General features: G+C 34.1%; 26 protein-coding genes and 2 pseudogenes. 20 read left to right on the top strand and 8 right to left on the bottom strand.

What is annotated here, in order from left to right:
- Positions 1-101: 101 nt before the first annotated feature.
- Positions 102-2216, bottom strand: a complete 2115-nt coding sequence (locus AC0L8O_RS14145) for an ATP-dependent Clp protease ATP-binding subunit (protein ID WP_473443161.1) — start codon at positions 2214-2216, stop codon at positions 102-104.
- 241 nt (positions 2217-2457) lie between these two features.
- Here AC0L8O_RS14145 and AC0L8O_RS14140 point away from each other — a divergent pair, with 241 nt between their 5' ends.
- From AC0L8O_RS14140 to AC0L8O_RS14115, 6 genes are all read left to right on the top strand, one after another.
- Entirely contained in the window at positions 2458-3486 is a 1029-nt protein-coding gene (locus AC0L8O_RS14140) for a YkvI family membrane protein (protein WP_473443159.1), read from the top strand.
- Between the two features lie 122 nt (positions 3487-3608).
- On the top strand, positions 3609-4343 hold the full coding sequence (locus AC0L8O_RS14135) for a metallophosphoesterase family protein (protein ID WP_473443157.1): 735 nt from the start codon (positions 3609-3611) through the stop codon (positions 4341-4343).
- A 19-nt stretch (positions 4344-4362) separates the two neighbouring features.
- Positions 4363-4929, top strand: a complete 567-nt coding sequence (locus tag AC0L8O_RS14130) for an HAD-IA family hydrolase (RefSeq protein ID WP_473443155.1) — start codon at positions 4363-4365, stop codon at positions 4927-4929.
- Between the two features lie 462 nt (positions 4930-5391).
- Positions 5392-6735, top strand: coding sequence for a hemolysin family protein (locus AC0L8O_RS14125; RefSeq protein ID WP_473443153.1), 1344 nt, complete (start codon positions 5392-5394; stop codon positions 6733-6735).
- Positions 6736-6845: 110 nt separating this feature from the next.
- Positions 6846-7346, top strand: coding sequence for a hypothetical protein (locus AC0L8O_RS14120; RefSeq protein ID WP_473443151.1), 501 nt, complete (start codon positions 6846-6848; stop codon positions 7344-7346).
- 80 nt (positions 7347-7426) lie between these two features.
- Positions 7427-7552 (top strand): DUF6254 family protein, encoded by a 126-nt coding sequence (locus AC0L8O_RS14115; protein WP_226530086.1) that lies wholly within the window; start codon positions 7427-7429, stop codon positions 7550-7552.
- Positions 7553-7569: 17 nt separating this feature from the next.
- On the opposite strand, the gene AC0L8O_RS14110 is transcribed toward AC0L8O_RS14115, so the two are convergent.
- The 3 genes and pseudogenes from AC0L8O_RS14110 to AC0L8O_RS14100 all read right to left on the bottom strand — a co-directional run bounded on the left by AC0L8O_RS14110 (position 7570) and on the right by AC0L8O_RS14100 (position 8911).
- On the bottom strand, positions 7570-7791 hold the full coding sequence (locus AC0L8O_RS14110; protein WP_473443149.1) for a hypothetical protein: 222 nt from the start codon (positions 7789-7791) through the stop codon (positions 7570-7572).
- 33 nt (positions 7792-7824) lie between these two features.
- A pseudogene (locus AC0L8O_RS14105) lies at positions 7825-7893 on the bottom strand (hypothetical protein); the annotation flags it as partial.
- A 34-nt stretch (positions 7894-7927) separates the two neighbouring features.
- Positions 7928-8911, bottom strand: a complete 984-nt coding sequence (locus AC0L8O_RS14100) for a DUF2254 domain-containing protein (protein WP_473443147.1) — start codon at positions 8909-8911, stop codon at positions 7928-7930.
- A 309-nt stretch (positions 8912-9220) separates the two neighbouring features.
- Here AC0L8O_RS14100 and queC point away from each other — a divergent pair, with 309 nt between their 5' ends.
- The 5 genes from queC (at position 9221) to AC0L8O_RS14075 (ending at position 12165) form a co-directional block, all read left to right on the top strand.
- Positions 9221-9883, top strand: coding sequence for a 7-cyano-7-deazaguanine synthase QueC (gene queC / locus AC0L8O_RS14095; RefSeq protein WP_473443145.1), 663 nt, complete (start codon positions 9221-9223; stop codon positions 9881-9883).
- Complete coding sequence (queD, locus tag AC0L8O_RS14090) at positions 9880-10323, top strand: 6-carboxytetrahydropterin synthase QueD (RefSeq protein ID WP_026559935.1); 444 nt, start codon at positions 9880-9882, stop codon at positions 10321-10323. The genes queC and queD overlap by 4 nt, the downstream gene beginning before the upstream one ends.
- A 50-nt stretch (positions 10324-10373) precedes the next feature.
- Entirely contained in the window at positions 10374-11048 is a 675-nt protein-coding gene (queE, locus tag AC0L8O_RS14085) for a 7-carboxy-7-deazaguanine synthase QueE (RefSeq protein WP_473448890.1), read from the top strand.
- A 24-nt stretch (positions 11049-11072) separates the two neighbouring features.
- Complete coding sequence (gene queF / locus AC0L8O_RS14080; RefSeq protein ID WP_026559933.1) at positions 11073-11570, top strand: preQ(1) synthase; 498 nt, start codon at positions 11073-11075, stop codon at positions 11568-11570.
- 325 nt (positions 11571-11895) lie between these two features.
- Positions 11896-12165, top strand: coding sequence for a hypothetical protein (locus AC0L8O_RS14075; RefSeq protein ID WP_026559932.1), 270 nt, complete (start codon positions 11896-11898; stop codon positions 12163-12165).
- Positions 12166-12479: 314 nt separating this feature from the next.
- On the opposite strand, the gene AC0L8O_RS14070 is transcribed toward AC0L8O_RS14075, so the two are convergent.
- The 3 genes from AC0L8O_RS14070 to AC0L8O_RS14060 form a co-directional block, all read right to left on the bottom strand.
- Positions 12480-13166 carry a CsxC family protein gene (locus AC0L8O_RS14070; protein ID WP_026559931.1) on the bottom strand — a complete coding sequence of 229 codons (687 nt, stop codon included), beginning with the start codon at positions 13164-13166 and terminating at the stop codon, positions 12480-12482.
- Between the two features lie 198 nt (positions 13167-13364).
- Positions 13365-13988, bottom strand: coding sequence for a BC_2427 family protein (locus tag AC0L8O_RS14065; protein WP_473443143.1), 624 nt, complete (start codon positions 13986-13988; stop codon positions 13365-13367).
- Positions 13960-14220: a DUF7852 domain-containing protein gene (locus AC0L8O_RS14060; RefSeq protein WP_473443142.1), complete on the bottom strand. Its 261-nt coding sequence runs from the start codon at positions 14218-14220 to the stop codon at positions 13960-13962. The genes AC0L8O_RS14065 and AC0L8O_RS14060 overlap by 29 nt, the downstream gene beginning before the upstream one ends.
- A gap of 228 nt (positions 14221-14448) precedes the next feature.
- Between AC0L8O_RS14060 and AC0L8O_RS14055 the strand changes: the two genes are divergently transcribed.
- A complete protein-coding gene (locus AC0L8O_RS14055) occupies positions 14449-14625 on the top strand; it encodes a hypothetical protein (protein WP_473443140.1) in 177 nt (58 codons plus the stop codon).
- A gap of 38 nt (positions 14626-14663) precedes the next feature.
- Here AC0L8O_RS14055 and AC0L8O_RS14050 read toward each other — a convergent pair whose 3' ends face one another.
- Entirely contained in the window at positions 14664-14852 is a 189-nt protein-coding gene (locus tag AC0L8O_RS14050) for a YkvS family protein (RefSeq protein WP_026559928.1), read from the bottom strand.
- Between the two features lie 306 nt (positions 14853-15158).
- Between AC0L8O_RS14050 and AC0L8O_RS14045 the strand changes: the two genes are divergently transcribed.
- The 8 genes and pseudogenes from AC0L8O_RS14045 (at position 15159) to AC0L8O_RS14010 (ending at position 23059) form a co-directional block, all read left to right on the top strand.
- Positions 15159-16016, top strand: coding sequence for a patatin-like phospholipase family protein (locus AC0L8O_RS14045; RefSeq protein ID WP_473443138.1), 858 nt, complete (start codon positions 15159-15161; stop codon positions 16014-16016).
- 65 nt (positions 16017-16081) lie between these two features.
- Positions 16082-16279: a hypothetical protein gene (locus tag AC0L8O_RS14040; protein ID WP_473443136.1), complete on the top strand. Its 198-nt coding sequence runs from the start codon at positions 16082-16084 to the stop codon at positions 16277-16279.
- Between the two features lie 173 nt (positions 16280-16452).
- Positions 16453-17055 (top strand): cell wall hydrolase, encoded by a 603-nt coding sequence (locus AC0L8O_RS14035; protein ID WP_473443134.1) that lies wholly within the window; start codon positions 16453-16455, stop codon positions 17053-17055.
- A 372-nt stretch (positions 17056-17427) separates the two neighbouring features.
- A pseudogene (locus AC0L8O_RS14030) lies at positions 17428-18848 on the top strand (spore germination protein).
- 13 nt (positions 18849-18861) lie between these two features.
- Entirely contained in the window at positions 18862-19953 is a 1092-nt protein-coding gene (locus tag AC0L8O_RS14025; RefSeq protein WP_473443132.1) for a GerAB/ArcD/ProY family transporter, read from the top strand.
- Positions 19950-21023: a Ger(x)C family spore germination protein gene (locus AC0L8O_RS14020; protein ID WP_473443130.1), complete on the top strand. Its 1074-nt coding sequence runs from the start codon at positions 19950-19952 to the stop codon at positions 21021-21023. Before AC0L8O_RS14025 ends, AC0L8O_RS14020 begins: the two co-directional genes overlap by 4 nt.
- A 123-nt stretch (positions 21024-21146) precedes the next feature.
- Positions 21147-22472 (top strand): polysaccharide biosynthesis protein, encoded by a 1326-nt coding sequence (locus AC0L8O_RS14015; protein WP_473443128.1) that lies wholly within the window; start codon positions 21147-21149, stop codon positions 22470-22472.
- Positions 22473-22552: 80 nt separating this feature from the next.
- Positions 22553-23059, top strand: coding sequence for a TlpA family protein disulfide reductase (locus tag AC0L8O_RS14010; protein ID WP_473443126.1), 507 nt, complete (start codon positions 22553-22555; stop codon positions 23057-23059).
- The last annotated feature ends 74 nt before the right edge of the window (positions 23060-23133 follow it).

Genomic DNA, 23133 nt, shown 5'->3' with positions numbered 1-23133 from the left:
TATTAACATAAAATGAATCGCTTTTTTAGTTGATAAAGAAGACGTAAGTAGTATCCATACAAAAAGGATTGCCCAGTTAAGACAATCCTTCAGTAAACAAATTAACTAATAATGATGTTATCTTTTTCTACATCAACAATAATTTGATTGATTTTTTGTTGTTCCAATAAAAGGTCTGTAATTTTATCTTCAACATGCTCTTGGATAACCCTACGCAGTGGACGGGCTCCAAATGCTGGATGATAACCAAGTCCAGCTAGCTTTTCTTTTGCTTTATCAGAAACGGTCATGGAAATATCTTGTTCTGCTAAAGTTTCAGCCAAATCGTCAAGCATTATTGTGACAATTTTTAAGAGATCTTCTTCTTCCAATGAAGAAAACTCAATAATATTATCAAATCGATTGAGAAATTCAGGCTTAAAGAATGAACCTAATGATTCTAATAGTTTGCTTTCTTCAACAGCAGTATTCGATGAAGTTTCAAACCCAACAGTCACACGTTTTTCTGCAACACCGGCATTGCTTGTCATAATAATAACAGTTTCTTTGAAGCTTACAGTCCGCCCCTGACTATCTGTTAGACGGCCATCTTCCAATATTTGAAGGAACATATGCTGAACATCAGGATGAGCTTTTTCTATTTCATCTAACAAGATAATACTATATGGGTTGCGACGAACCTTTTCTGTTAATTGTCCTGCTTCATCATGACCAACATAACCCGGAGGTGAACCAATAATTTTAGACACTGCATGTTTCTCCATATACTCGCTCATATCCAGGCGAATCATTGCATCTTCTGATCCGAATAATTCTTTTGCCAATGATTTTGTGAGCTCAGTTTTACCAACGCCTGTAGGACCAACAAATAGGAAGGAACCGATTGGTCTGGTTTTTGATTTAAGACCAGCTCTGCTTCGTCTAATAGCTTTTGCCACCTTTTTAACGGCATCTTCTTGACCAATCACTTTATTGGAAAGGTTCTGTTCTAAAAACTTCATTTGTGTTTGTTCATGTTGTTGAAGTTGGCCTACAGGAATACCTGTTTTCTTTTCGACGATTGCTTGGATATCTTCAATAGTAACCGAAAGCATGTCGGCTTTTCCTTCGTTATGATTTAATTGTTCTGTTAATTTATTTTCTTCATCGCGTAATTTTGCTGCTACTTCATAGTTTTCAGTATTTGTTGCTTCCTGTTTTTCCTTTCTAAGTTGAATTAATCGTTTTTCTATTTCAGCGACTGAAGGAGCAACTTGCATTAAGTTCTTTTTTGAGCCAGCCTCATCAAGTAAATCAATGGCTTTATCTGGTAAATATCTATCCTGAATATAACGGTGTGAGAGATTTACGCAGGCTTGGATGGCTTCTTCCGTATAATTGACTTGATGATAGTCTTCATATTTGCCCTGAATACCTTTAAGGATCTCGACTGCTTTTTCAAGAGATGGTTCATGAACAATAACGGGTTGAAAACGTCTTTCCAAAGCTGCATCTTTTTCAATTTGACGATATTCCTTTAAGGTAGTAGCTCCAACTAATTGTAATTCTCCCCTTGCTAAAGCAGGTTTTAAAATGTTTCCCGCATCCATAGATCCTTCTGCAGATCCTGCACCGACTACTTGATGAATTTCATCAATAAAAAGAATGATATTTTTGCGATTTTGTAAATCGTCAATTAACTTTTTCATTCTTTCTTCAAATTGTCCTCTAATACCAGTGTTTGCGACAAGTGATGCCACGTCTAATAAATAGACCTCTTTGTTAGCAAGCTTTGCAGGTACAGTTCCATTAGCAATATTTAGGGCAAGTCCTTCCACAACAGCTGTTTTTCCGACACCTGGCTCACCAATTAGTACTGGATTGTTTTTATTGCGTCTATTTAAAATTTCGATGACTCTTTCTACTTCTTCGTCGCGCTCAATGACTGGGTCAATGAGACCTGCACGTGCAGCAGAAGTTAAGTTACGGCCTAATTGATCAAGGATGCCGCCGCCACCTTGCTTGTTTTGTGGTTGTTCCATTTCAGTTGGATTTGGCTGAAACCCTTTGAAAAATTGCTCAAAAGGAATAGAAGAAAATCCTCCAGAACCAGTAGGAATCGCTTGTTTATATGAAGAATAGCAGTCTTGACATAATGTTAGTTGTTTTTGTTGTTTATTTATTTGAATATTTAAATGAATAGTAGCTTTGTTTGTTTTGCATTTTTCACATTGCATATTAAAAACTCCTTTTTCAAATAGTTTTGATATTAGAGGTCTTGACCAACTTTGACTAATAGGATAAAAAATGATCAATTGTTTGACCTTGTTTGACTATAGTATACTTTGACCAAATTTGACATTCAACTATTTTGATTCATGAAATTTTTTCCAAATGGTACTTGAAAGGAAATAGAATCTTCCTGTTTTTCTTTCATATAATGATACAAGCCTGTTTAACTATAGTGAGGTGTACTGGATGAGAAGATCGTGGATTGCTCCTTTCCAAATTGCTGCTGTTTATATAGGAACTGTTGTGGGAGCTGGCTTTGCGACAGGAAGAGAGATTGTTGAATTTTTTACAAAATACGGCGTATTTGGACTTGCGGGTATTTTGTTAGCTGGAATACTTTTTATGTTTGTTGGAACAAAACTGCTCATCTTATCAAAAAGAATACGAGCTACATCGTACCAGGATGTTATGATTTACTTATTTGGGGTTAGATTTGGAAGATTTGTAAATATATTTATGCTTATCGTGTTATTAGGTTTAACCTCCATCATGTTATCAGGAGCAGGAGCAATTTTTAGAGAGCAGCTTGGCCTATCAGTTCGACTTGGTGTGATCATTACTATATTGTTGACGATTGCAGTCATGACTTTCGGAGTAAAGGGTCTTTTTAGTGTTAATCTTATTGTAGTTCCAATGTTAGTAGTTTTTAGTTTATTGTTAGCTGTACAAGCATTTTCAATCGAATCATTTGAATACAGACCAAACAAATCATCTGATTCATATAAATGGATTATATCAAGTTTTTCATATGCAGCCTTTAATTTAACGATGGCTTCAGCTGTACTTGTCCCTCTAGCTAATGAAGTGAATGATGAAAAAATGTTAAAAAGAGGGGGCATGTTGGGAGGGTTTTTATTAACAGCTATTTTAGTAAGCAGTCATATTGCTCTCTCTACATTACCAAATGTAGTTGAATTTGATATACCGATGGCAGAGGTAATGAAATCAACATTATATGCCGTCTACTATATATACATTGCCATTATATATGGAGAGGTTTTTACATCAGTTATTGGAAATTTGTATGGCCTTGAAAGACAAATTGTGTCAATTATTAATGTACCAAGAATGATTATTGTATGTGGGATCTTGTGTTTGGCAGCATTTATCAGTAAGATCGGATATAGTTCATTAATTTCATCATTGTATCCTATATTTGGCTATGTTTGCTTAGGAATGCTTGTTTTATTAATCGTTAAAAAAGTGCCGGAATGATCGTTGGTTTGTGCTACACTAAAGAAACCAATATACTGAAGTCGTCGTGCAATTAATCTTGCATTTCACTTCAGGGAAATAAAAGGACAAGCTGCTAAAGACGTGATAAGGAGGCATTATTAATGGAACAAATTGCCTTAGTTTCTGATATACATGGAAACATGCCGGCGTTGACATCTGTATTGGAGGACATTGAAAGAAGAGGAATTAAAAGGATTTTTTGTCTTGGAGATTTAGTAGGTAAAGGTCCGGACTCTTTTGGATCAATTGAAAAAATCAAACAAACATGTGAGCATGTATTAAAGGGGAATTGGGATGATTTTATTACCAAGGATACTGAATTTGATACATTAAAATGGCATCAAAAGCAATTATCAGACGAACAGAATGTTTATTTGGAATCATTACCCTTTTCGATTGATTTTTATATGAGTGGCAAAATGATTCGATTATTCCATGCCTCACCGTTCAGTTTATATACTCGTATACAACCTTGGGATTCGATAGAAAAGCGTCAAAGTATGTTTGAAAACACAGAAAATACAGGAAACTCTATGGGTAGTCCTGATGTAGTTGGATACGGTGATGTTCATAATGCTTTTATTCAGCATCTTAACGGAAAAACTCTTTTTAATACGGGAAGTGTAGGGAATCCTCTTGACCATACTTCTGCAGCATATGTTATTTTAGAAGGGGAATACGACTCCAAAGATGAAGCTTCTTTTTCTATTCAGTTTGTTAGAGTACCGTATGATATTCAATATGCAATTAAATTAGCTAAAGATGTAAATATGCCGGATCTGGAACCATATATGAAAGAATTAACAACTGGCACATACCGTGGAATGAAAAATTAAGTAATAACAGGTGAGTAAAATGAACATCTTATGGGACTTTGATGGAACTTTATTTGATACATATCCTGCATTTACTCTTGTTATGCATGATCTTTTGCATGAGAGAGCAGAGAAAAAAGACATTCTTAAACAGCTTAAAGTATCTTTTCGTCATGCGGCAAAATATTTTAATTTGTCAGAAGAACAAATTAATATGTTTAAAGAGAAAGAAAAATCTCTTTCTCCAAAAATGAAAAAGCCATTTCCTTATGTTGAAAAAATTCTTATGAATGCAAATATAAATGTGATTATGACACATAAGCCGAGAGATGAAGTAAAGTTAATTTTAGACTACTATAATTGGAATGATTATTTTCATGAAATTGTGGCAGGCGATGATGGTTTTCCGCGAAAACCGGATTCAGCATCTTATCGATATTTACATGAGAAATATCAATTAGATATAGCAATAGGGGATCGTTTGTTGGATATTTTACCTGCAAAGGAAATTGGAATTTTGACATGTCTTTTTCAAAATCATTCACAAGGAGCGGATTTTTACTTAGATTCATATAGGGACTTCGATAAAATTGTGAAATTATTGTAATCTAATCTTACTCGCCGATTGGCGGGTTTTTTGTTTCAGTATATGATTAAATAAAGGTTAAATATTAAAGGAAAAGGATGCTTTATTAAGAATTGAGTATAAGTGTTTTTTCAAAATCTAACAAACATTCCTTAAAATGTGGTAAATATGTTCATTTCGGGTCATAATGAGTGGTTTTTCATTAGAAAAGGTATTATTAAACGAATTATCACATATTTATTTAAGAAATCGGCAAAGTGTTATGTTTGACTGAAGAGTTTCATTCATATTATGATAATTCTAACTAAAACTGTGGGGTGATAATATGGGGCAGTGTTAAAAATAAATACAATTATCGCATCCCTTATTGTACTCCAAGCGGACGCAGATAATGATCATGTAAATTAATACAAAACATTTTATTATGATTTGACTCTCAGGAGGTGACTCCTTTTCCGTTAATAACGGAGAAAGGAAGCTTATTTGGACATAGTGAATTTGTTGCTTGTTGCAATTTTAATCGCTCTTACGGGTTTTTTCGTTGCTTCTGAATTTGCAATTATTAGAATTAGGAGCTCTCGTATTGACCAATTAATTGCAGAAGGAAACAAAAAGGCAGGCGCTGCAAAGAAAGTCATTAGTAATCTTGACGAATATTTGTCTGCCTGTCAGTTAGGGATAACCATAACAGCTTTAGGTTTGGGGTGGCTTGGAGAACCTACGATTGAACATTTGCTAAAACCTTTGTTTCAGCAATATGAACTGCCTACATCTGTAGCTACTGTGTTATCATTTGCAATTGCCTTTACATCAATTACGTTTTTACACGTAGTTGTCGGAGAATTGGGACCTAAAACAGTTGCTATTCAAAAGGCTGAAGCTGTTAGTTTATGGTTCGCAAAACCTTTAATGGCTTTCTATTTTATAATGTACCCATTTATCTGGATATTAAACGGATCAGCTCGATTTATTACAGGCCTTTTCGGATTTAAACCTGTTTCAGAGCATGAACTGGCACATAGTGAAGAGGAATTAAGAATTATTCTTTCTGAAAGCTATGAAAGTGGGGAGATTAATCAATCTGAATATAAGTATGTGAATAAAATCTTTGAGTTTGATAATCGAATTGCTAAAGAAATTATGGTGCCGCGTACTGAAATTGTATCTTTATCAATTGATGCACATATTCATGAGCAATTGGAAATTATCAAAGATGAGAAATATACAAGATACCCAATTGTAGATGGAGATAAAGATCACATTGTTGGTATTGTCAATATTAAAGAAATTTTTACAGATCTTATACAAGTCGAAAACCAAAAAGCGTTTTCAATTGAAAAATACGTTCGACCTATTATACAGGTGATAGAGTCAATTCCTATTCATGAACTCTTGTTGAAAATGCAAAGAGAACGAATTCATATGGCCATCTTAATTGATGAATATGGAGGGACAGCTGGCCTAGTGACTGTTGAAGATATCTTGGAGGAAATCGTAGGAGAAATTCGTGATGAATTTGATGCGGATGAAGTACCTTTAATTCAGAAGATATCTGATTCCAGATATATTATTGATGGAAAAGTTCTAGTTAGCGAAGTGAATGGATTATTAGGAGTAGATATCGATGATTCTGACGTTGATACTATTGGTGGCTGGGTATTGACAGAACGATATGATATTAAGAAGGGTGATTTTATCGAATTTGATTCCCATATTTTTAAAGTTCATGAAATGGAAAACCATCACATTCGTTCCCTTGAAATTACAACAGTTCCACAGGTTGTATCGACAACAAGTCTACTCGATAAAAAAATAGCCACATCATAGAGGTGAAAAGAACTTACATCATGTAGGTTCTTTTTTCTTTATTTGAAACTTTTCCCATATTTTAACGTAACATAGAGATAGAAGTTATACAAAGTGAGAGGAGGGAACTTATGAAGAACGGTAAAGTTTTTTATGGTGTCTGTTTAATTGGGTTAGGACTATTCTTTTCATTACAATCATTTGGACTAATAGGTAATTTATGGAGTGTCTCCTGGCCAATTATTTTGTTGTTTGTTTCAGTAGGTTTTCATTTAGGATTCTTTTTGAGTGGAGGCAAAAAGCAGCAAGCGGGATTGTTGGTTCCTGGAGGTGTATTATTTGTATTAAGTTTACTCTTTATGTTTGAAGAGATGACAAATTGGTCATTTTCCGGTTATACATGGCCTGTTTATCTTTTCGCCGTTGCATTTGGCTTATTTGAATTATGGTTATTTGGTGGAAAAGAGGTGGGATTGCTTATCCCCATTTTTATATTATCTGGATTAGGTTTTGTCTTTCTTATCCAAAATCTTTTTACTTTTAACATTCTTTCCTTTTGGCCAGCTATCTTAATTATTATCGGGTTAATTCTGATTTTTGGCAGAGGAAGACATCACTCGAAAGATTTATAAGAGAGAATTGATTTTCCCTTTTGAGGATATCATAAAAAAGCTTCATAATTGAGGCTAAAATGCAACCTGGGGGAGTAATTATGACACAATCCAAGTCTCAAAAAGAACGCCAGTGGACTGTACGTAAGCAATCACAAAATCCTCATGGTAAAGTAAAATCATTTGATCAGCTTGCACAGGATGCAGGTAAAAAAGAAGATCATTAAGAAAAAAGGTGAGATTCTCACCTTTTTTCTATCAACATCAATTCATCCGATTTGTTAAACTTTTGACAAGCCTTGGCAATGTTTTTTAGATGATTATTTAAGTGTGCTTGATCTCTCGATAACCATTTCGTTTCTTTTAATCCCTCAACGATATAATATGAAAAATCCCAGACAGCTTGTTTAATAATAGGAGAATTTTCTTGTGCAATGTATGTCAATGCCTTTAAGATGGCGGTCATAACGGAAACATCTTCTTTTGCGTAATGTCGTATTTGATAAAAACTTTCATATAAATAGTCATCAAAGCCTGGTCTTTCATAAATGACTCTTAATTGACGATGCTGATCATAATAAAATGGTGTTGCTAAATGTTTTTTACCAAGTAACGATAAAAATTTTAGCCAAGTGGTTAATGCTGTTTATTGCGGTATATGGATCATTTATGGATGGTGAAATTGCTCTAAGAGCAATTTCAACAAGTTTTTGAAAACCAAAATGAACATCTTGGAAAGGCTCTTGATCAGATGAAATCGTAATATATGATAAATAAATTTCTGCTTGTTTTTTATTCTTAAGCCTCCAGATCGAGAACAGTGGGGTATATTCATCCACATATTTCCCTAAATCCTGTTCTATTTTAATGATGAGATTATCTTTTGTTGAGTGAGTCATTAATTTATCAAATTCAATATATTCAATATAGCCCGAGCGTTTGCTATATACTAAATAAGGTTCAAGCGATTGAATTTCATCAAACTCCCAATTTTCCCAGGGTGGATATTCTTTATAGTTTTCTTCATCAACAAATTGTTTATGAATCGATTGAATCGTTTTTTGAGTGATGTGAAAAATTAAGTTACTTACTTTAATCCATGTTGTGACATGATGAATGAAAAAAACGAACATTCCTAAGCAAATAATGGAGACAATGATAGCGAATGTTGGAACAATATAAAATGAAGGATCTTCATTATTTCTAACGAGCAGTAATAAAATGATTGTATAAATAAATCCACCTATAAAAATACCCAGTACACGCTGTGTGTGGTGATCAGTGATAAAATTTTGTAGAGTTCTGGGTGAAAATTGAGAAAGATAAGTAGTTAATACGACTAGAATTGATGAAAACGTTATTGTAGTCATTGTTAATAGTGAAGTGGATAATGAGCTAAGAATGGTTTGGGCAAGATTTACATCTGATAAAAAGACATTTGGTAATAGTATAGAAAAATCATGTGACAGAATAAACCTATCAATAACCATACTGATAATTGCTAAAATAAAGGCAATAATACTATAAACAGTCGGTAAGTACCAGAAACTGCTTCGAACTCGAATGAGGATTTGCTTTAGTGACATACGAAGTCCTCCATAGATAAATTCATTGCAAAAAAATATATTCATGATATATTTTCTTAGTTGAAAATTTAACAAAAATCCGATTCTCATAAATCGGGAGAGGTTCTAGCTAAACCCTCTATAAAAAACTATAATATCTGTTCTTGAGATATAAGTTTTATTATAGATGAGCTATAGCAAACACCTCGAATATGAATTCGAAGGTGTTTTTTTATTTTGTAAATATAATTTTAAAATTTCTAATATGTAAAGTTTATGTTAAATACTCACTGTTATACACGTAAGATCATGTAGAAGGGAACGGTTTAGATGAAGAATGAAAAAGCGGTTGTTGTTTTTAGTGGTGGACAGGACAGCACAACTTGTTTGTTTTGGGCGTTAAAGCAGTTTAAGGAAGTAGTGGCTGTTACGTTCAATTATAATCAACGGCATAGCTTAGAAATAGAGGTTGCCAAGTCTATTGCGAAAGAATTGGAGATTCAACATCATATTTTAGATATGTCCTTACTAAATCAGTTAGCTCCGAATGCATTAACAAGATCGGATATTGAGATTGAACAAAAGGAAGGAGAACTTCCGTCAACTTTTGTTCCTGGTCGTAATCTTCTGTTTTTATCGTTTGCCACTATTTTAGCAAATCAAATTGGGGCAAAACATATTGTAACAGGTGTTTGTGAGACTGATTTTAGCGGCTATCCAGATTGTCGTGATGCATTTGTAAAATCATGTAATGTGACGTTAAATCTAGCTTTAGATCGCTCGTTTGTCATCCATACACCACTAATGTGGATTAATAAAGCTGAGACATGGCAAATGGCAGATGAGCTTGGTGTTCTCGATTTTGTCCGTCATAAGACACTTACATGTTATAACGGCATCATTGCCGAGGGATGTAGGGAATGTCCGGCATGTGAATTACGTCAAAAAGGACTTGATGAGTACTTGTCTGATCGTGAGGTGAAAGAGCAATGATGCAACAAATATATCCTCAAGTTCAGCACCCTTTCCAATTTGAATTAAATAAAGATATGCATATTGCTGCAGCACACTATATTCCACATGAGGACGCAGGGAAATGTCAGAAAGTCCATGGCCATACGTACTTTGTTAACATCACCATTGCTGGGAATGAGCTTGATGAGTCTGGATTTTTAGTGAATTTTGCTTCATTAAAAAAATTAATCCATAACCGATTTGATCACTCACTATTAAATGAACATACAGATCTTTTTTCAGATAAAGATTCAAATTACTTTCCAACAACCGAAGGTGTGGCAAGAGCAATATATGAAGTGATACAAAAAGACTTGGATACAAAAGAAAATAAACCTAAATGTGTTCAAGTTTTCGTTAGAGAAACACCGACTAGCTATGTAGTGTTCCGCCCGAAAAATAAGGAGGAACAAGCGTGAAGAAAGTACCGGTATTAGAAATATTCGGACCAACCATTCAAGGTGAAGGAATGGTTATTGGTCAAAAAACAATGTTTGTTCGTACTGCGGGATGTGATTATTCTTGCAATTGGTGTGATTCAGCCTTTACCTGGGATGGATCTGCGAAAGATGATATAAGACAATTGACAGCAGAAGAAATTTGGTCAGAGTTAGTTGAATTAGGTGGAGATTGCTTTTCACATGTTACCATTTCAGGAGGAAATCCAGCTCTTCTAGGAAACCTTCAAGAGTTCGTTACCTTGCTAAAAGATAATGGAAAGCAGATTGCAATTGAGACACAAGGCAGTCGTTACCAAGAGTGGTTAAAGCAAATCGATGATTTAACCATTTCACCTAAGCCGCCTAGCTCTGGTATGAAGACCGATTTTGAAAAACTCGACCACATTATTCATAAGTTAACGAGAGAAGAAACCTCTCAGTCTATAAGTTTAAAGGTTGTTGTGTTTAACGAACAAGATCTTTTTTATGCAAAGAATGTTCATAAACGTTATCGGGACATTCCATTTTACCTGCAGGTAGGAAATGAAGATGTTCATGGTTCTGATACAGATCATCTTGTCCAACACTTGCTTAAAAAATACGAGTGGCTCATTGACCAAGTGATAGTAGATTCAGATTTAAATAATGTGCGTGTTTTACCACAGCTTCATACGTTAGTATGGGGAAATAAACGTGGTGTGTAATCAAGAATGTAAGGAGGCCAAATCATGGCAGGAAGAAAAAACGAAGAATTAAAAGATGTAACATTATTAGGGGATCAAGGAGTCAAATATTTATTTGAATATTCACCTGATATTCTGGAATCATTCGATAACAAGCATCCTAATCGTGATTATTTTGTTAAATTTAATTGTCCAGAATTTACATCATTATGTCCAATAACAAATCAACCCGATTTTGCCACTATATATATTAGCTATATTCCTGATAAAAAAATGGTTGAAAGTAAGTCACTAAAGTTATATTTATTCAGTTTTAGAAACCATGGAGATTTCCATGAAGACTGCATGAATATCATTATGAACGACCTTATTAAATTAATGGATCCACGTTATATTGAGGTATGGGGTAAATTCACGCCACGTGGAGGGATTTCAATTGATCCTTACACAAACTACGGAAAGCCTGGAACAAAATATGAAGAAATGGCACAATACCGTTTAATGAATCATGATTTGTATCCTGAAACAGTAGATAATAGATAGTAAAAAAGATAAGTTGTGACGTGTCACACAGATATGTATGATGTCACTGTGATACAAGGTATAACGATATTTAAGTTGAAATTGAACTAAATAAGTTTGATTTTTAGAGGCAATCCTTTTGGGTGCCTTTTTTGTTGTATAGTAAGACGCTCTTACAGATGATTCTAACAGTCATATCCTTTTTTCTTTGATTCTTTGTTTCTAATAACATCAATCCTAATAAAGGAGTTCTGTTTTTCTAAAGCACTTTTTTTGAGTGAAACTTGCAAAACTACAATTCGTTATGATAAAACCTATAAGAAGTTACCTATAGGAGGTTGTTCTAATGAACGAAATCAAAGACTTATTATCTAAAGCATTAAAAGCAAATGAAGAAACGATAAAAGGCAAGGAATTCAGTGTGCAAGCAAATTTAAAAGGAACTGATGATTACATAAACCTTTATGTAAAGGGTGCGGTAGTAGCTGTATACGATGCAGATGATCAAGATCTTAATATTATCAATTATGATTATAAGAAAGCCGTTAAATTCTTTGGTGAATGCTTAGAAGAAGAGGGAATGGAAGTATATATTGATGAAGGATTGATGAATTGACACTCAATAACGGGTGTCTTTTCTTTCTCCATTAAATCTAAACTTTATTTAAAACGATTAGGGATGTGAAATTGGAAAAATATCAAGTAGTAGACAATTTAAATGAGTTGTCAAAGAATATCTAAAAGAAACTTTGAGGAAATTCCAATACCGTTTAATGAACCATGATTTTGTACCTGAAACAGTAGATAATAGATAGTAAAAAAGATAAGCTGAGTGATTAGTATACTCAACTTATCTTTTTTGTATATTTAATGACAAATGCTTTCTTACAAGGGTTTATTGATTACTTGAGTATTCCTTATCGGAATAAATTACTCATCACCATTTCCATTAAGAGGAATTTGTTGGAATTGTAATACTTTTAAAGTAACGTCCATAACAATTTTTTCACGTAATGTGCTAAAGCACTTAGCTGGTCCGTTGTGATGATGAGGAGAAAAGTCTAATTCAAAGAAGTCAGCTCCGATAAGTTCACAGAATGGCTGTTCATTGTAAAGTACACTATTTTCAAAGAAGTACTTATCTAAACGAGGTGATTCTAAACCAACAGGATCAATAAATTGAGCTCTTCTTTGTTCACCAAATCCAAAGATTGGATCATTTAATAATTCTCCAGAAATATCAGCAAAACCTGAGAAAGGTACTTTTGCTGTAGTTGTACGAATTGAACCGTAACATTCTTTTGTTGCATATTCAATGTTTTTACGGATATAACCTTCTACAAATAATTTAGCTCCTGCAGAAGTAAAGAATCCTGTATCACCAATTTCTGTGAAAGGTCCAACCGGTACAAGTTTGCATTGAGTTAAAAATACATCTTTTAAAACTCGTTTAATTTCGCCTGCTGGAGGATTAAGCGGAATATCCGCTTCTACTACGACCTGGATTGTAGGTTCTGCCAAAACAAGAGGAACCTTGATTAGCGGACTAACCAGGTTTGGATTCACAACAGCTGGACCTGTTGAAACAGGAAGTTGTGTCTCTGTACGAGCCTTCACTTCACAATTATTTTTTTTGCACCAACACACTTTGATTTACCATTACCTTTAGGATAAAAACCCATTAATATTCCCTCCTACTTACTATTTAAAGAATTAAACTTTATACAATAGGATATACAATTTCTTCTTTTATGATTGGATGAATATTACTAGTTTAATAGTGGAATTTTTTGATTGGGTCGTGTGTTTTTGCTTTTAACTAGACGAACTACTAGAATTAATAACCTGCTGCTGGAGCAAAAGAAGTTGCAGCTCAACAATAAGTACCTGATCAATTTGGTAACATATCTTTTTAATCCATTCTCTTGGCGGTTTTTGGTCTAAATTTAACGCGGGAATAAATTCTATTGATTCATCAATAAAACCTTCAATAAATAATGTTCCTTTTGAAACATGTCTTTTCATTTTATTTGAATCAAGAGAATAATCCGTGGGGAGAAATTTACAATTTGTTAATACGACTTCTTTAGTAACATCAACAATGTTTGTAATCCCTTTTTTGAACGGAATAGTTGAATGAATAATTATATCTGTTTTGTACTCACCAAGAACAATCGGAAGTAATGCTTTAGGGTACACTTGGGTATCTCCGAGTTCTAAGTTAGTAAGGGTTTCTGTTGAGATGGACTGTCCAGTGTGAATTGGTGTAAAGGTATTAGGTAAAGTCTCAATTAACTGATTCTGTTGTATCCCTTTTTTGTTTAAATCAGTCATTAACCGGATATCGGAACGGACAAGTTTGCAAAATGGTTGATCCTGATAATACGTAGTAGTAGTAAATTGCTGTTGATCAACGTGATGATCGTCTTTTTTTATCAAATAATTTTATATTCTGTTTTATTTTATTTCCATAAATAGGATTGTTAAGAAAAGAATCAATATGAATATAACTGGAAAATGGAATAGTTGCCATTTTTATTTTGTGGGAATTACTTTTTCCTTTAATGTAGTTTGTTGAGCCAACCAATTTATTGGTAGATTTATTCGTCTCTATTTTTGCTTGGTTACTAAGGGGGAAGGGGCTGGTTTTATTATTTGTAACCTGTAACATCTTTTCACTCCTGACACAATTATTTCCTTAATATTGTGTATGCAACTATTTTTTATTTGCCCCCTTATGAAGCAATCCATTCCTTGCTTGCAAATACTTTGGGATAAGTTCATTTTACTGTAAAGTGTTATCGTGAATTTTATTCATCATTGATTGATAGCATAGCATCTAATAAAAATCAATAAAATAAGAATATGTAAGAAGAGATTTATTTTGGGGGTGTATTTAATGGAGTTCCATGAAGCAGCTAAATTGCGAAAGGAATGGGAGGAAAAGGGAAAAAGAGAGTGTGAACATTTTCAGCTTGAACAGCGTTTTTTGGGAGAATATGCTGGTGACTATGCGTGCAAAGTATGCGGGCAAACTTTTTTGTCCCCATTTCTTGATAGTAAAGATGAAAAATAAAACGAGAAGGATTAACCATCCTTCTCGTCGCTTTTCTATTAAGAAAATGAATCTTTAATAATTTTATAGTTTTTATGATTAACAACCGTACGTCTATCAAGGTCTAAATCATGGAAATTCTCCATATACGTGAGATCAACAATTACGGAATTTTCATTTACTTTTTCAACAACACCTGTTAAACCGTCTTTAAATTCAATGATACTGCCAACTTTAGCGATTTTCATTGCCTCGCTCCTTTACATATTCTTATACGATTAAAATTTTTTATCTCTTTCAATTCTAATCATCTGTATACGCTTAACGCCGTGAGCCAAGGGCGCTAATAAAATAATAGAAAATCTCTATTAGAATTATTTAACACTATTTTTTTTACTAAGTAAAGCGTTTTTACTTATTTTTTCAAAAATATGACAAATGCCTTTTACCTCACACATCAAAGGAAAGAGTCGATGATTAGTAGAACTCAATAACTGATCAAAAAGGTTATTTATGTTATATTAAAAAAGAGTTAAAGTGAAGGAGCGTTCAACATGGATGACACAGGTTTAGTATTAGAAGGCGGAGGGATGCGAGGGATATATACAGCTGGTGTTTTAGAGGTTTTTATGGAACAGGATTTGTACGTTCCATATGTTATTGGTGTATCAGCTGGTGCATGCTTTGGAGCTTCTTATTTATCGAGACAACGAGGGAGAAACCGTAAGGTGAATATAGATTATGTTACACACCCAAAATATCTTTCTCTTCAAAACTATATAAAGCATCGTCAATTATTTGGCATGGACTTTATATTTGATGAAATTCCTAACTTACTTGTTCCATTCGATTATGAAACCTTTTATAAGGGTACAGAAGAATTTGTCATAACGGCAACGGATTGTCAAACAGGTCAGCCGGTTTATTTTAATAAAAAGGACTATGGAAAAGATATGTTAACGGTTATCCGTGCATCAAGTTCATTACCTTTTATAGCTCCTGTTGTTGAATATAAAGGAAAACAATTATTGGATGGAGGGATCACTGATTCTGTTCCAATTAAAAAGGCGGAAGAAGACGGAAACAAACGTAATATTATTGTGCTAACAAGAGAAGAATCCTACTCCAAGAAAAAATCAAACATTAGGTGGTTAATTAATAAATCTTATCGGCAATATCCTAAATTAATCGAAGCCATCTTAGCTAGATATAAGATGTACAATGACACACTTGAACATATTAAGGTACAGGAAAAAGAAGGTAAAGTATTTGTGATTAGGCCAAGCTCAAAATTGAAAGTGGGCAGAATTGAGAGAAATCAAACCAAACTTGAAGATCTATACATGATGGGAATGGAAGATGCCAAGAGGGAGTTTAAGCGATTGGAAACTTGGTTAAAAACATCTAAATAAGATCCTTGCAAATAAACACCCTTTTTTCTATAATGAAGCATTGAATGCTTATAAAGTGAGGAAAAATGATGGACAAGCAAACAATTAATGACATTCTTAATAAATTAAAAGAGGGAGAATTACACGAATATTATGTTGCAAAAGAACAATTCTTGCCATTTCGTGATGTTCTCGTAGCGCGTGAGGATTTTAAACATTTTCGCGGTATTGCAAAACAAGGTGGACATGTTGTCTATCATTATTTAAAAGAGCCGAGAAGTTAGTATCACTTCTTCTAGGCTCTATTTTTTTGTCCGTAAACCTATTAATAACTTTTGGTAAGTCTACCAGATTTTGATGAGTGCTATTAAAGAGTGATCCTGTTAGGCTTGTGTATGTGGCGAGAACAACAAGATCAAAATTATTAACTTATGAATCTTTAGGAGGTAACAAACCTATGAAAAAAATGGTCCTAAAACTTGTTGCTGTTTCAACATTAGCTTTATCGCTTGTTGCGATTACTGCACCACAATCAAAAGCTAATGCTGCAACAACACATCAAGTAAAAACAGGTGATACATTTTGGAAAATTGGCAAAAAATATGGAGTGCCCGTAAAATCGTTAATGTCAACAAACAAAAAAACATCCCATTTATTATTAGTAGGTGAAAAATTAGTTATACCGCAGAATGTAACAAATGCTGAGATGGATTTATTAGCAAGGCTAGTACATGCTGAAGCAAAGGGTGAGCCTTATGCAGGGAAAGTAGCGGTTGCCTCTGTTGTACTAAACCGAGTTGATAGTTCATTATTTCCGAATGATATAAAAAGTGTCATATATCAAAAGGATCAAGGCTATTATGCTTTTACACCCGTTCAAAACGGAGCCATTAATCAACCGGCGGATTCATCTGCAAAAGAAGCTGTGAAAGAAGCATTAGCTTTCCGTGGAATGGGGAACGGTTCTCTCTATTTTTATAATCCCAAAACAGCGAAAAGCACTTGGATTACTTCAAGAGAAGTAACCATTACAATCGGTAACCATCGTTTTGCTAAATAGTATGATGATAAAAGGAGTACCTAAGGAGGTGCTCCTTTTGTATTTTTATATGATCTGAATGGGTAGGGAAAAGTAAGAATTTCACCAGTAGGAATTGGTGTTAAGCCAAGTTTTTCTTCTTAAAAGATAAGAAGGTATAGAATTTAGTTCTAAGTTTGGTGTTTATTAACCTCAGGCGCCACCGGCTCGAGGTTATAAGAGGAAAGGTGGGCACATTGTGCTTTTCTAATCAAAAGGCTGCGCTGCATAATTCTAACAAAAGTTGGAAACCTAAAAAAAACGATATTACGGAGCGTGTAAAGTGGATAAATGGATAAAAAAATGTCGAATAACAACATAGTGCAGGAACCAATTGTACAAGTTGTCAATAAAATGAGAACGTCTTCAGATTTTATTCAATACAGTGATAAGAATGACCATACTCAATATTGGTTCTCGTATTTTCGTACATTAGTTGATACGGAGACTCTACAAAAGAAGATATTGCCAGCACTAAAAAGTAACGATTGGAAATCACTTTTAGGATTGAAGAATGCTATTCCAATCGAAGAGATCCTTCTAACGACAGATACAAACACAATTAAAGACAAGCTGCTTGATGGATATATTATGGTCACGTTAACAGAATATGGTGTGCATTGTTTACTCATAAAGGCAACCCTTAATAAAGCCCGTGATGTTTCACTTCCAGAGGTCGAATTTAGTGTTGTAGGGCCAAAAGAAGCATTTGTAGAATCGATTGAATCTAACATAAATTTAATTCGCAAAAGAATACCTGATGAGAAATTAAGAATCCGTGAGCTTCAGATAGGAGATCTCTCCAAAACGAAAGTCGCCATTTTATGTGTTGAAGAAATTGTAGATGAAGAGAACTTCCGAACTATTTTGCAGCGGATAAATGAAATTGAATTTGATCAAATAAGTGATAGTTCGTTTATTACCCAAATGATATCAGATAATCATAATTCACCATTTCCTCAGCTATTAGATACAGAAAGACCTGATCGGGTTGCTTCTATTCTAGCTGAAGGAAAAGTAGGTGTAATGGTAGATGGTTCACCACATGTACTAATCGGACCTACCACGTTAGTTGAATTTTTTTCAGCATTTGATGATTATTTCTACAATTGGTTAAATGCGTCATTTATCCGGCTTGTTCGATTGTTTGCCGTTGCTTTTTCGATTTTAATTACACCCATTTATGTTGCTGCCTTAACTTATCATTATGAGTTAATACCTAATGATTTATTAAATACACTTATTTCCTCTCGCCGAGAGGTTCCGTTACCTCCTTTATTAGAAGCGTTATTTTTAGAACTAACGATTGAACTATTACGGGAAGCAGGAGCACGACTTCCAACAAAGGTTGGTCAGACAATCGGTATCGTTGGAGGAATTGTGATCGGAACTGCTTCTGTTGAAGCAGGATTAACAAGTAATATTTTGCTTATTATTGTGGCGTTATCCGCACTAGCTTCATTTACTACACCTATTTATGCCATGGGCAATACGATTCGAATGCTTAGATTCCCTTTTTTGCTCTTTGCAGAGTGGCTAGGATTATTAGGGATTGTGCTTTGTTTTTGTTTTTTAACGACCCATTTGTTGAAGTTAACATCGCTGGGACGACCTTTTTAGAGCCGATCTATCCACCAAGAACAGCTGATATGAAAGATTCATTAATTCGTTTGCCATTTTCCTTAATGGCAAAGCGTCCTCAACAATTACGACCTGGAAAGCCAATTCGCTTTTCAATTAAAAAAGCCAAGCAAAACAAGGATATTGATGAATAAGTGAGGTGATACCATGATTAAGATAGCAGAACGTTTTCAAGTATCTCATTTTTTAGTCTTTTATTTAATTCATTCACTTCAATTTGGAGTTGGAGTATTAGGGTTTCAAAGAATTGTGGCTGAAAAAACAGGAAGAGATGCTTGGATTAGTGTTATTTTAGCTGGTATCCTAGTCCATATTTCCGTATGGATGCTTTATAAAATTCTAAAGGATTCAGGCGGAAACGTAATTACAGTTCATCGAAATCTTTTTGGTAAATGGATTGGAGGATTGTTGAGTGTAGGTTTAGCACTTTACTTTTGTTTATTAGCCATAACAGTTCTCAGAACTTATATTGAAATTGTTCAAGTATGGATGTTTCAAGATTTGAATGTATGGGCGTTTACGCTTGTCTTTCTACTACTTGTCTACTATATCATTTCTGGTGGATTTCGGGTTGTTACAGGAATCAGCTTCTTTGGAGTAATTCTGCCGGGCTATGTATTGTTAACCTTTCTGTTTCCACTTGAATTTTCAGATTTAAGTAACCTTGCTCCACCTTTAAATCATTCAATTAAGGATTTTGCACAGTCCACAAAAGATATGTCGCTAACAATCGTCGGATTTGAGGCATTACTTGTTTTTTATCCGTTTATTAAAAAGCCTGAAAAATCAAAAAAGTGGGCTCATATAGCTGTTGCGTTTAGTACCGTCATCTATACATTAATTATGTTGGTTTCGCTTGCTTATTTTAGTGAAGAACAGCTACAAAAAAATGTATGGGCTACATTGACAATATGGAAAATTGTTGAAATGCCTTTTGTTGAGCGCTTCGAATATATAGGAATTGCGAATTGGTGTCTAATTATTTTGCCTAATATTTGTCTAACTTTATGGTGTGCTAGCAGGTGTTTAAAAGATACATTTAAAGTGAATCAAAAAATAGTCCTTCCCATTGTGCTGCTAGGAGCATTTTTAGTCGTTTCCTTTTCTCAAACAAGAGAACAAATCAATGTTTTAAATGATTTAGTAGGTCGACTAGGTTTTTATATGATGTTTACTTATATCCCGTTTATCTATATTTTTAATATAATTACGAGAAAAGTAAAGGGGAGAATAAGATGAGGAAGAAGTTATTATTAACGATGGTTATGATCCTTCTCCTATCTGGTTGTGTGGAAAAGGAAGTTATTGATGATGTGAATTTAGTCGTTGCAGTCGGATTTGATTTAACTGAAGATGGGAAAATCCGGGGGTCTGCCAATGTTAATACATACATGAAAGATCAACCAGTTACAGATTACCTAATGGTATCCGAGTCAAAGCTTAGTAGAGATGTATTGTCAGAAATGCAGAAGCAATCTCCAGATCCATTAGTTATCGGGAAGCTGCAAATTGCCCTGTTCGGTGAAAAAATAGCAAAACAAGGATTATCTGAGATTGTTGATACCTTGCAGCGTGATGCTTCCATTGGAGAAAGATTATTGTTAGCGGTAACAAGAGGTGATGCTAATAATATACTGGAAGCAGAATTTGCCACAGTTGGTGCGGCTAAATATTTAACAAACTTAATTTTACATAATAAATTAAGTAGGGATTTGCCTAGAACCAATCTCCATTTATTTTTGTATCAACATTATTCGGAAGGACAGGACCCTTTTCTCCCTATCTTAAAGAAAAATGAACAAACCGGAAGTGTTGAAATTGATGGAATTGTCTTAATGGATGATAAAAAGGTTGTAGGAGAACTACCGAATAACAAGTTGTTGTTTTTTAAAGTTCTTACAGATCAATATACAAAGGGTTCACACATCGTAGAAGTCCCTGATTCAGAAGATTCAGCTGTTGTTAAAAGTATATCTTCTTCAAGAAAGCTAAAGGTGATTTCTACAAATCCCTTAAAGGTAAAAATTGATGTGAAGATTGAGGGGTTTATTAATGAATACACAGGTAAGAAAATTACACCACAAGTAAAGGAACAACTCGCGAAGGCCTTTGAGAGTCAAGTAGAAAAAGAATCAACTGCGTTAATTCAAAAGTTTAAGGAACTGAAGATCGATCCAATTGGAATTGGGGATGAACTCCGGTCAAAAATTCGCACATTTAAAATTAAAGAGTGGAGGGAAAGAATTCCTGAGCTAGTAGTAGATGTTCACGCTGATGTTATAATTTCAGAAACGGGTGTTATTGATTAGCATATGATGAATGGGATAGACAAACGTAAAAATTAATAAAAAGTACGAAAGCTTGTTTTATTTAAGAACCTTGTCTCATATTCTTTACAAACGGATTGTAAAAGATAAGGGGACAAAGACATCATGAATAATTTTGTAAAAGGAACTTTATTGCTAGTTATTGCCGCCTTTTTTGGAGAATGCTTGGAGTTTGTCATTAACATGATTTTAGCGAGGGAGCTTGGTGAAGAAGGTATGGGGAAGTACATGTCTATTCTGCCCATCATCTTCTTCATTGTCATAATTGCAAGTCTAGAGCTCCCTGTTTCTATTTCAAAGTTTATTGCTGAGAAACATCGTGAAACACATTATCATATGTTAAAGCACACATTAACGCTAACCATTATTTTCACTTGTTTGTTTACGGTGTTTGCTGCAATCGTATTGCCGTATTTACCGATCTTTCAAGGATACCATCCATATGTAAAGTGGCTTTTTATTTTGCTTATACCTGTTATTGCGTTTTCATCCATCGCTAGAGGTTATTTTATGGGTGTTCAGCATATGGGCAAAATAGCAGTTTCGAACTTTCTTAAAAAAGTTGTTCAGTTGGCTATTTTGTATTGGGTTTATCAATCTTTTCATTTTAACTTAGAAGTAGCGCTGTTAATAGCCTTAGCCACCTTAATAGGAAGTGAGCTGCTTGTATGTACCTATTTAGTTGCTATGTATTTTATAGAAGTTCAAATTCTTAGTAAGGAAAAAAAGAAATTTATTAGAGGCAGCAAGGTTCGTCGGGCCTTGTTTGCTGTTTCATTTCCTACAACGGGTTTAAGACTATTTCATTCTTTAACACATGCAATACAGCCCTTTTTAGTCAAGGGAGCATTAATTGCAGCAGGTTTTTCCACGGTAATGGCGAATGAACATTATGGGATGCTCGCAGGTGTGGCGATGTCAATTGGGTTTTTTCCTGCTTTTATTGGACATTCCTTAATGGTCATGCTAATTCCAAATGTATCTGAAGCTTACGCGAATAATGAGACCAATAAATTAATCCGGCTTCTGCAGCAATCCATGATGATAACGATGATATATGGAGCAGTTTCAATGGTAGTCATGTATGTTTATGCTGAACCATTGACACATTTGTTCTTTGATTCTACTGCAGCATCTATTTATTTAAAGCTGCTATGGCCTTACTTTCTATTTCATTTCTTTATTATTCCGATGCAGGCTTATTTAATTGGGCTTGGTCTGGTTAAGGAGGCTCTTTTTCATACTGTATGGTCACATATGATCTCTTTTGGGATGATGTATGTGCTTGGATCAATGGAAACACTTCAAATGAAGGGTATTATTCTCGGAATGAATATGGGGGCAGTCCTTCTTATGCTCATGCATTATGTAACGATCTGTAATAAGTTGGGTGTGAGTGTATATTTTTTAAGGAAAAAATTAACTATTTAATGGTATGTATGCTGATATGTATACATACCTTTTTTTGTTGGTAAAAGTAATAACAAGTCAATCAACGGAAGGTGATTCTATTGAATAAACAAAGATGTTATCAGATTGTTTTTTTTGTTTTCCTGATTATTGGATTTGCAATAAATAATGTCTCAAAGGTGAGTGCCTTAAATGAAGGTGAAAAAGCAATTGATTTTACGTTGGAATCTAATTTAAATAAAAGTATTCGACTAGAGGATTTAAAAGGGAAAATAATTGTAATAAACTTCTGGACAACATGGTGTACATACTGTCAGGAAGAAATTTCAGAGTTACAAACATTCTACAAAGAAAAAGGTGGTGATATTGAATTAATCGCTGTTAACTTAACTGCATCAGAACAAAGTAAGCAAGGAGTCCTTCAATTTATTAATCAGTCAAACATTCCATTTACTGTACCATTGGATGTGAATGGTGAGGTTGCGAAAAAATATAATATTATTGGTATACCAACTACTTTTATCATTGATAAAAAAGGAATCATTACAAAAAAGGTAGTAGGTCCAGTTACAGCTGATATGCTGCAACAATTAATTGATCAACTTTAAGAAACAGGACATATGGGACTGTTTCTTTATTTAATTAGCTTAAATTATTATACATAGGGGTAATGAGAGATAGT

Source organism: Metabacillus sp. KJ11-3 (assembly GCF_055808295.1).
This window is presented reverse-complemented; position numbering and strand designations above follow the sequence as displayed.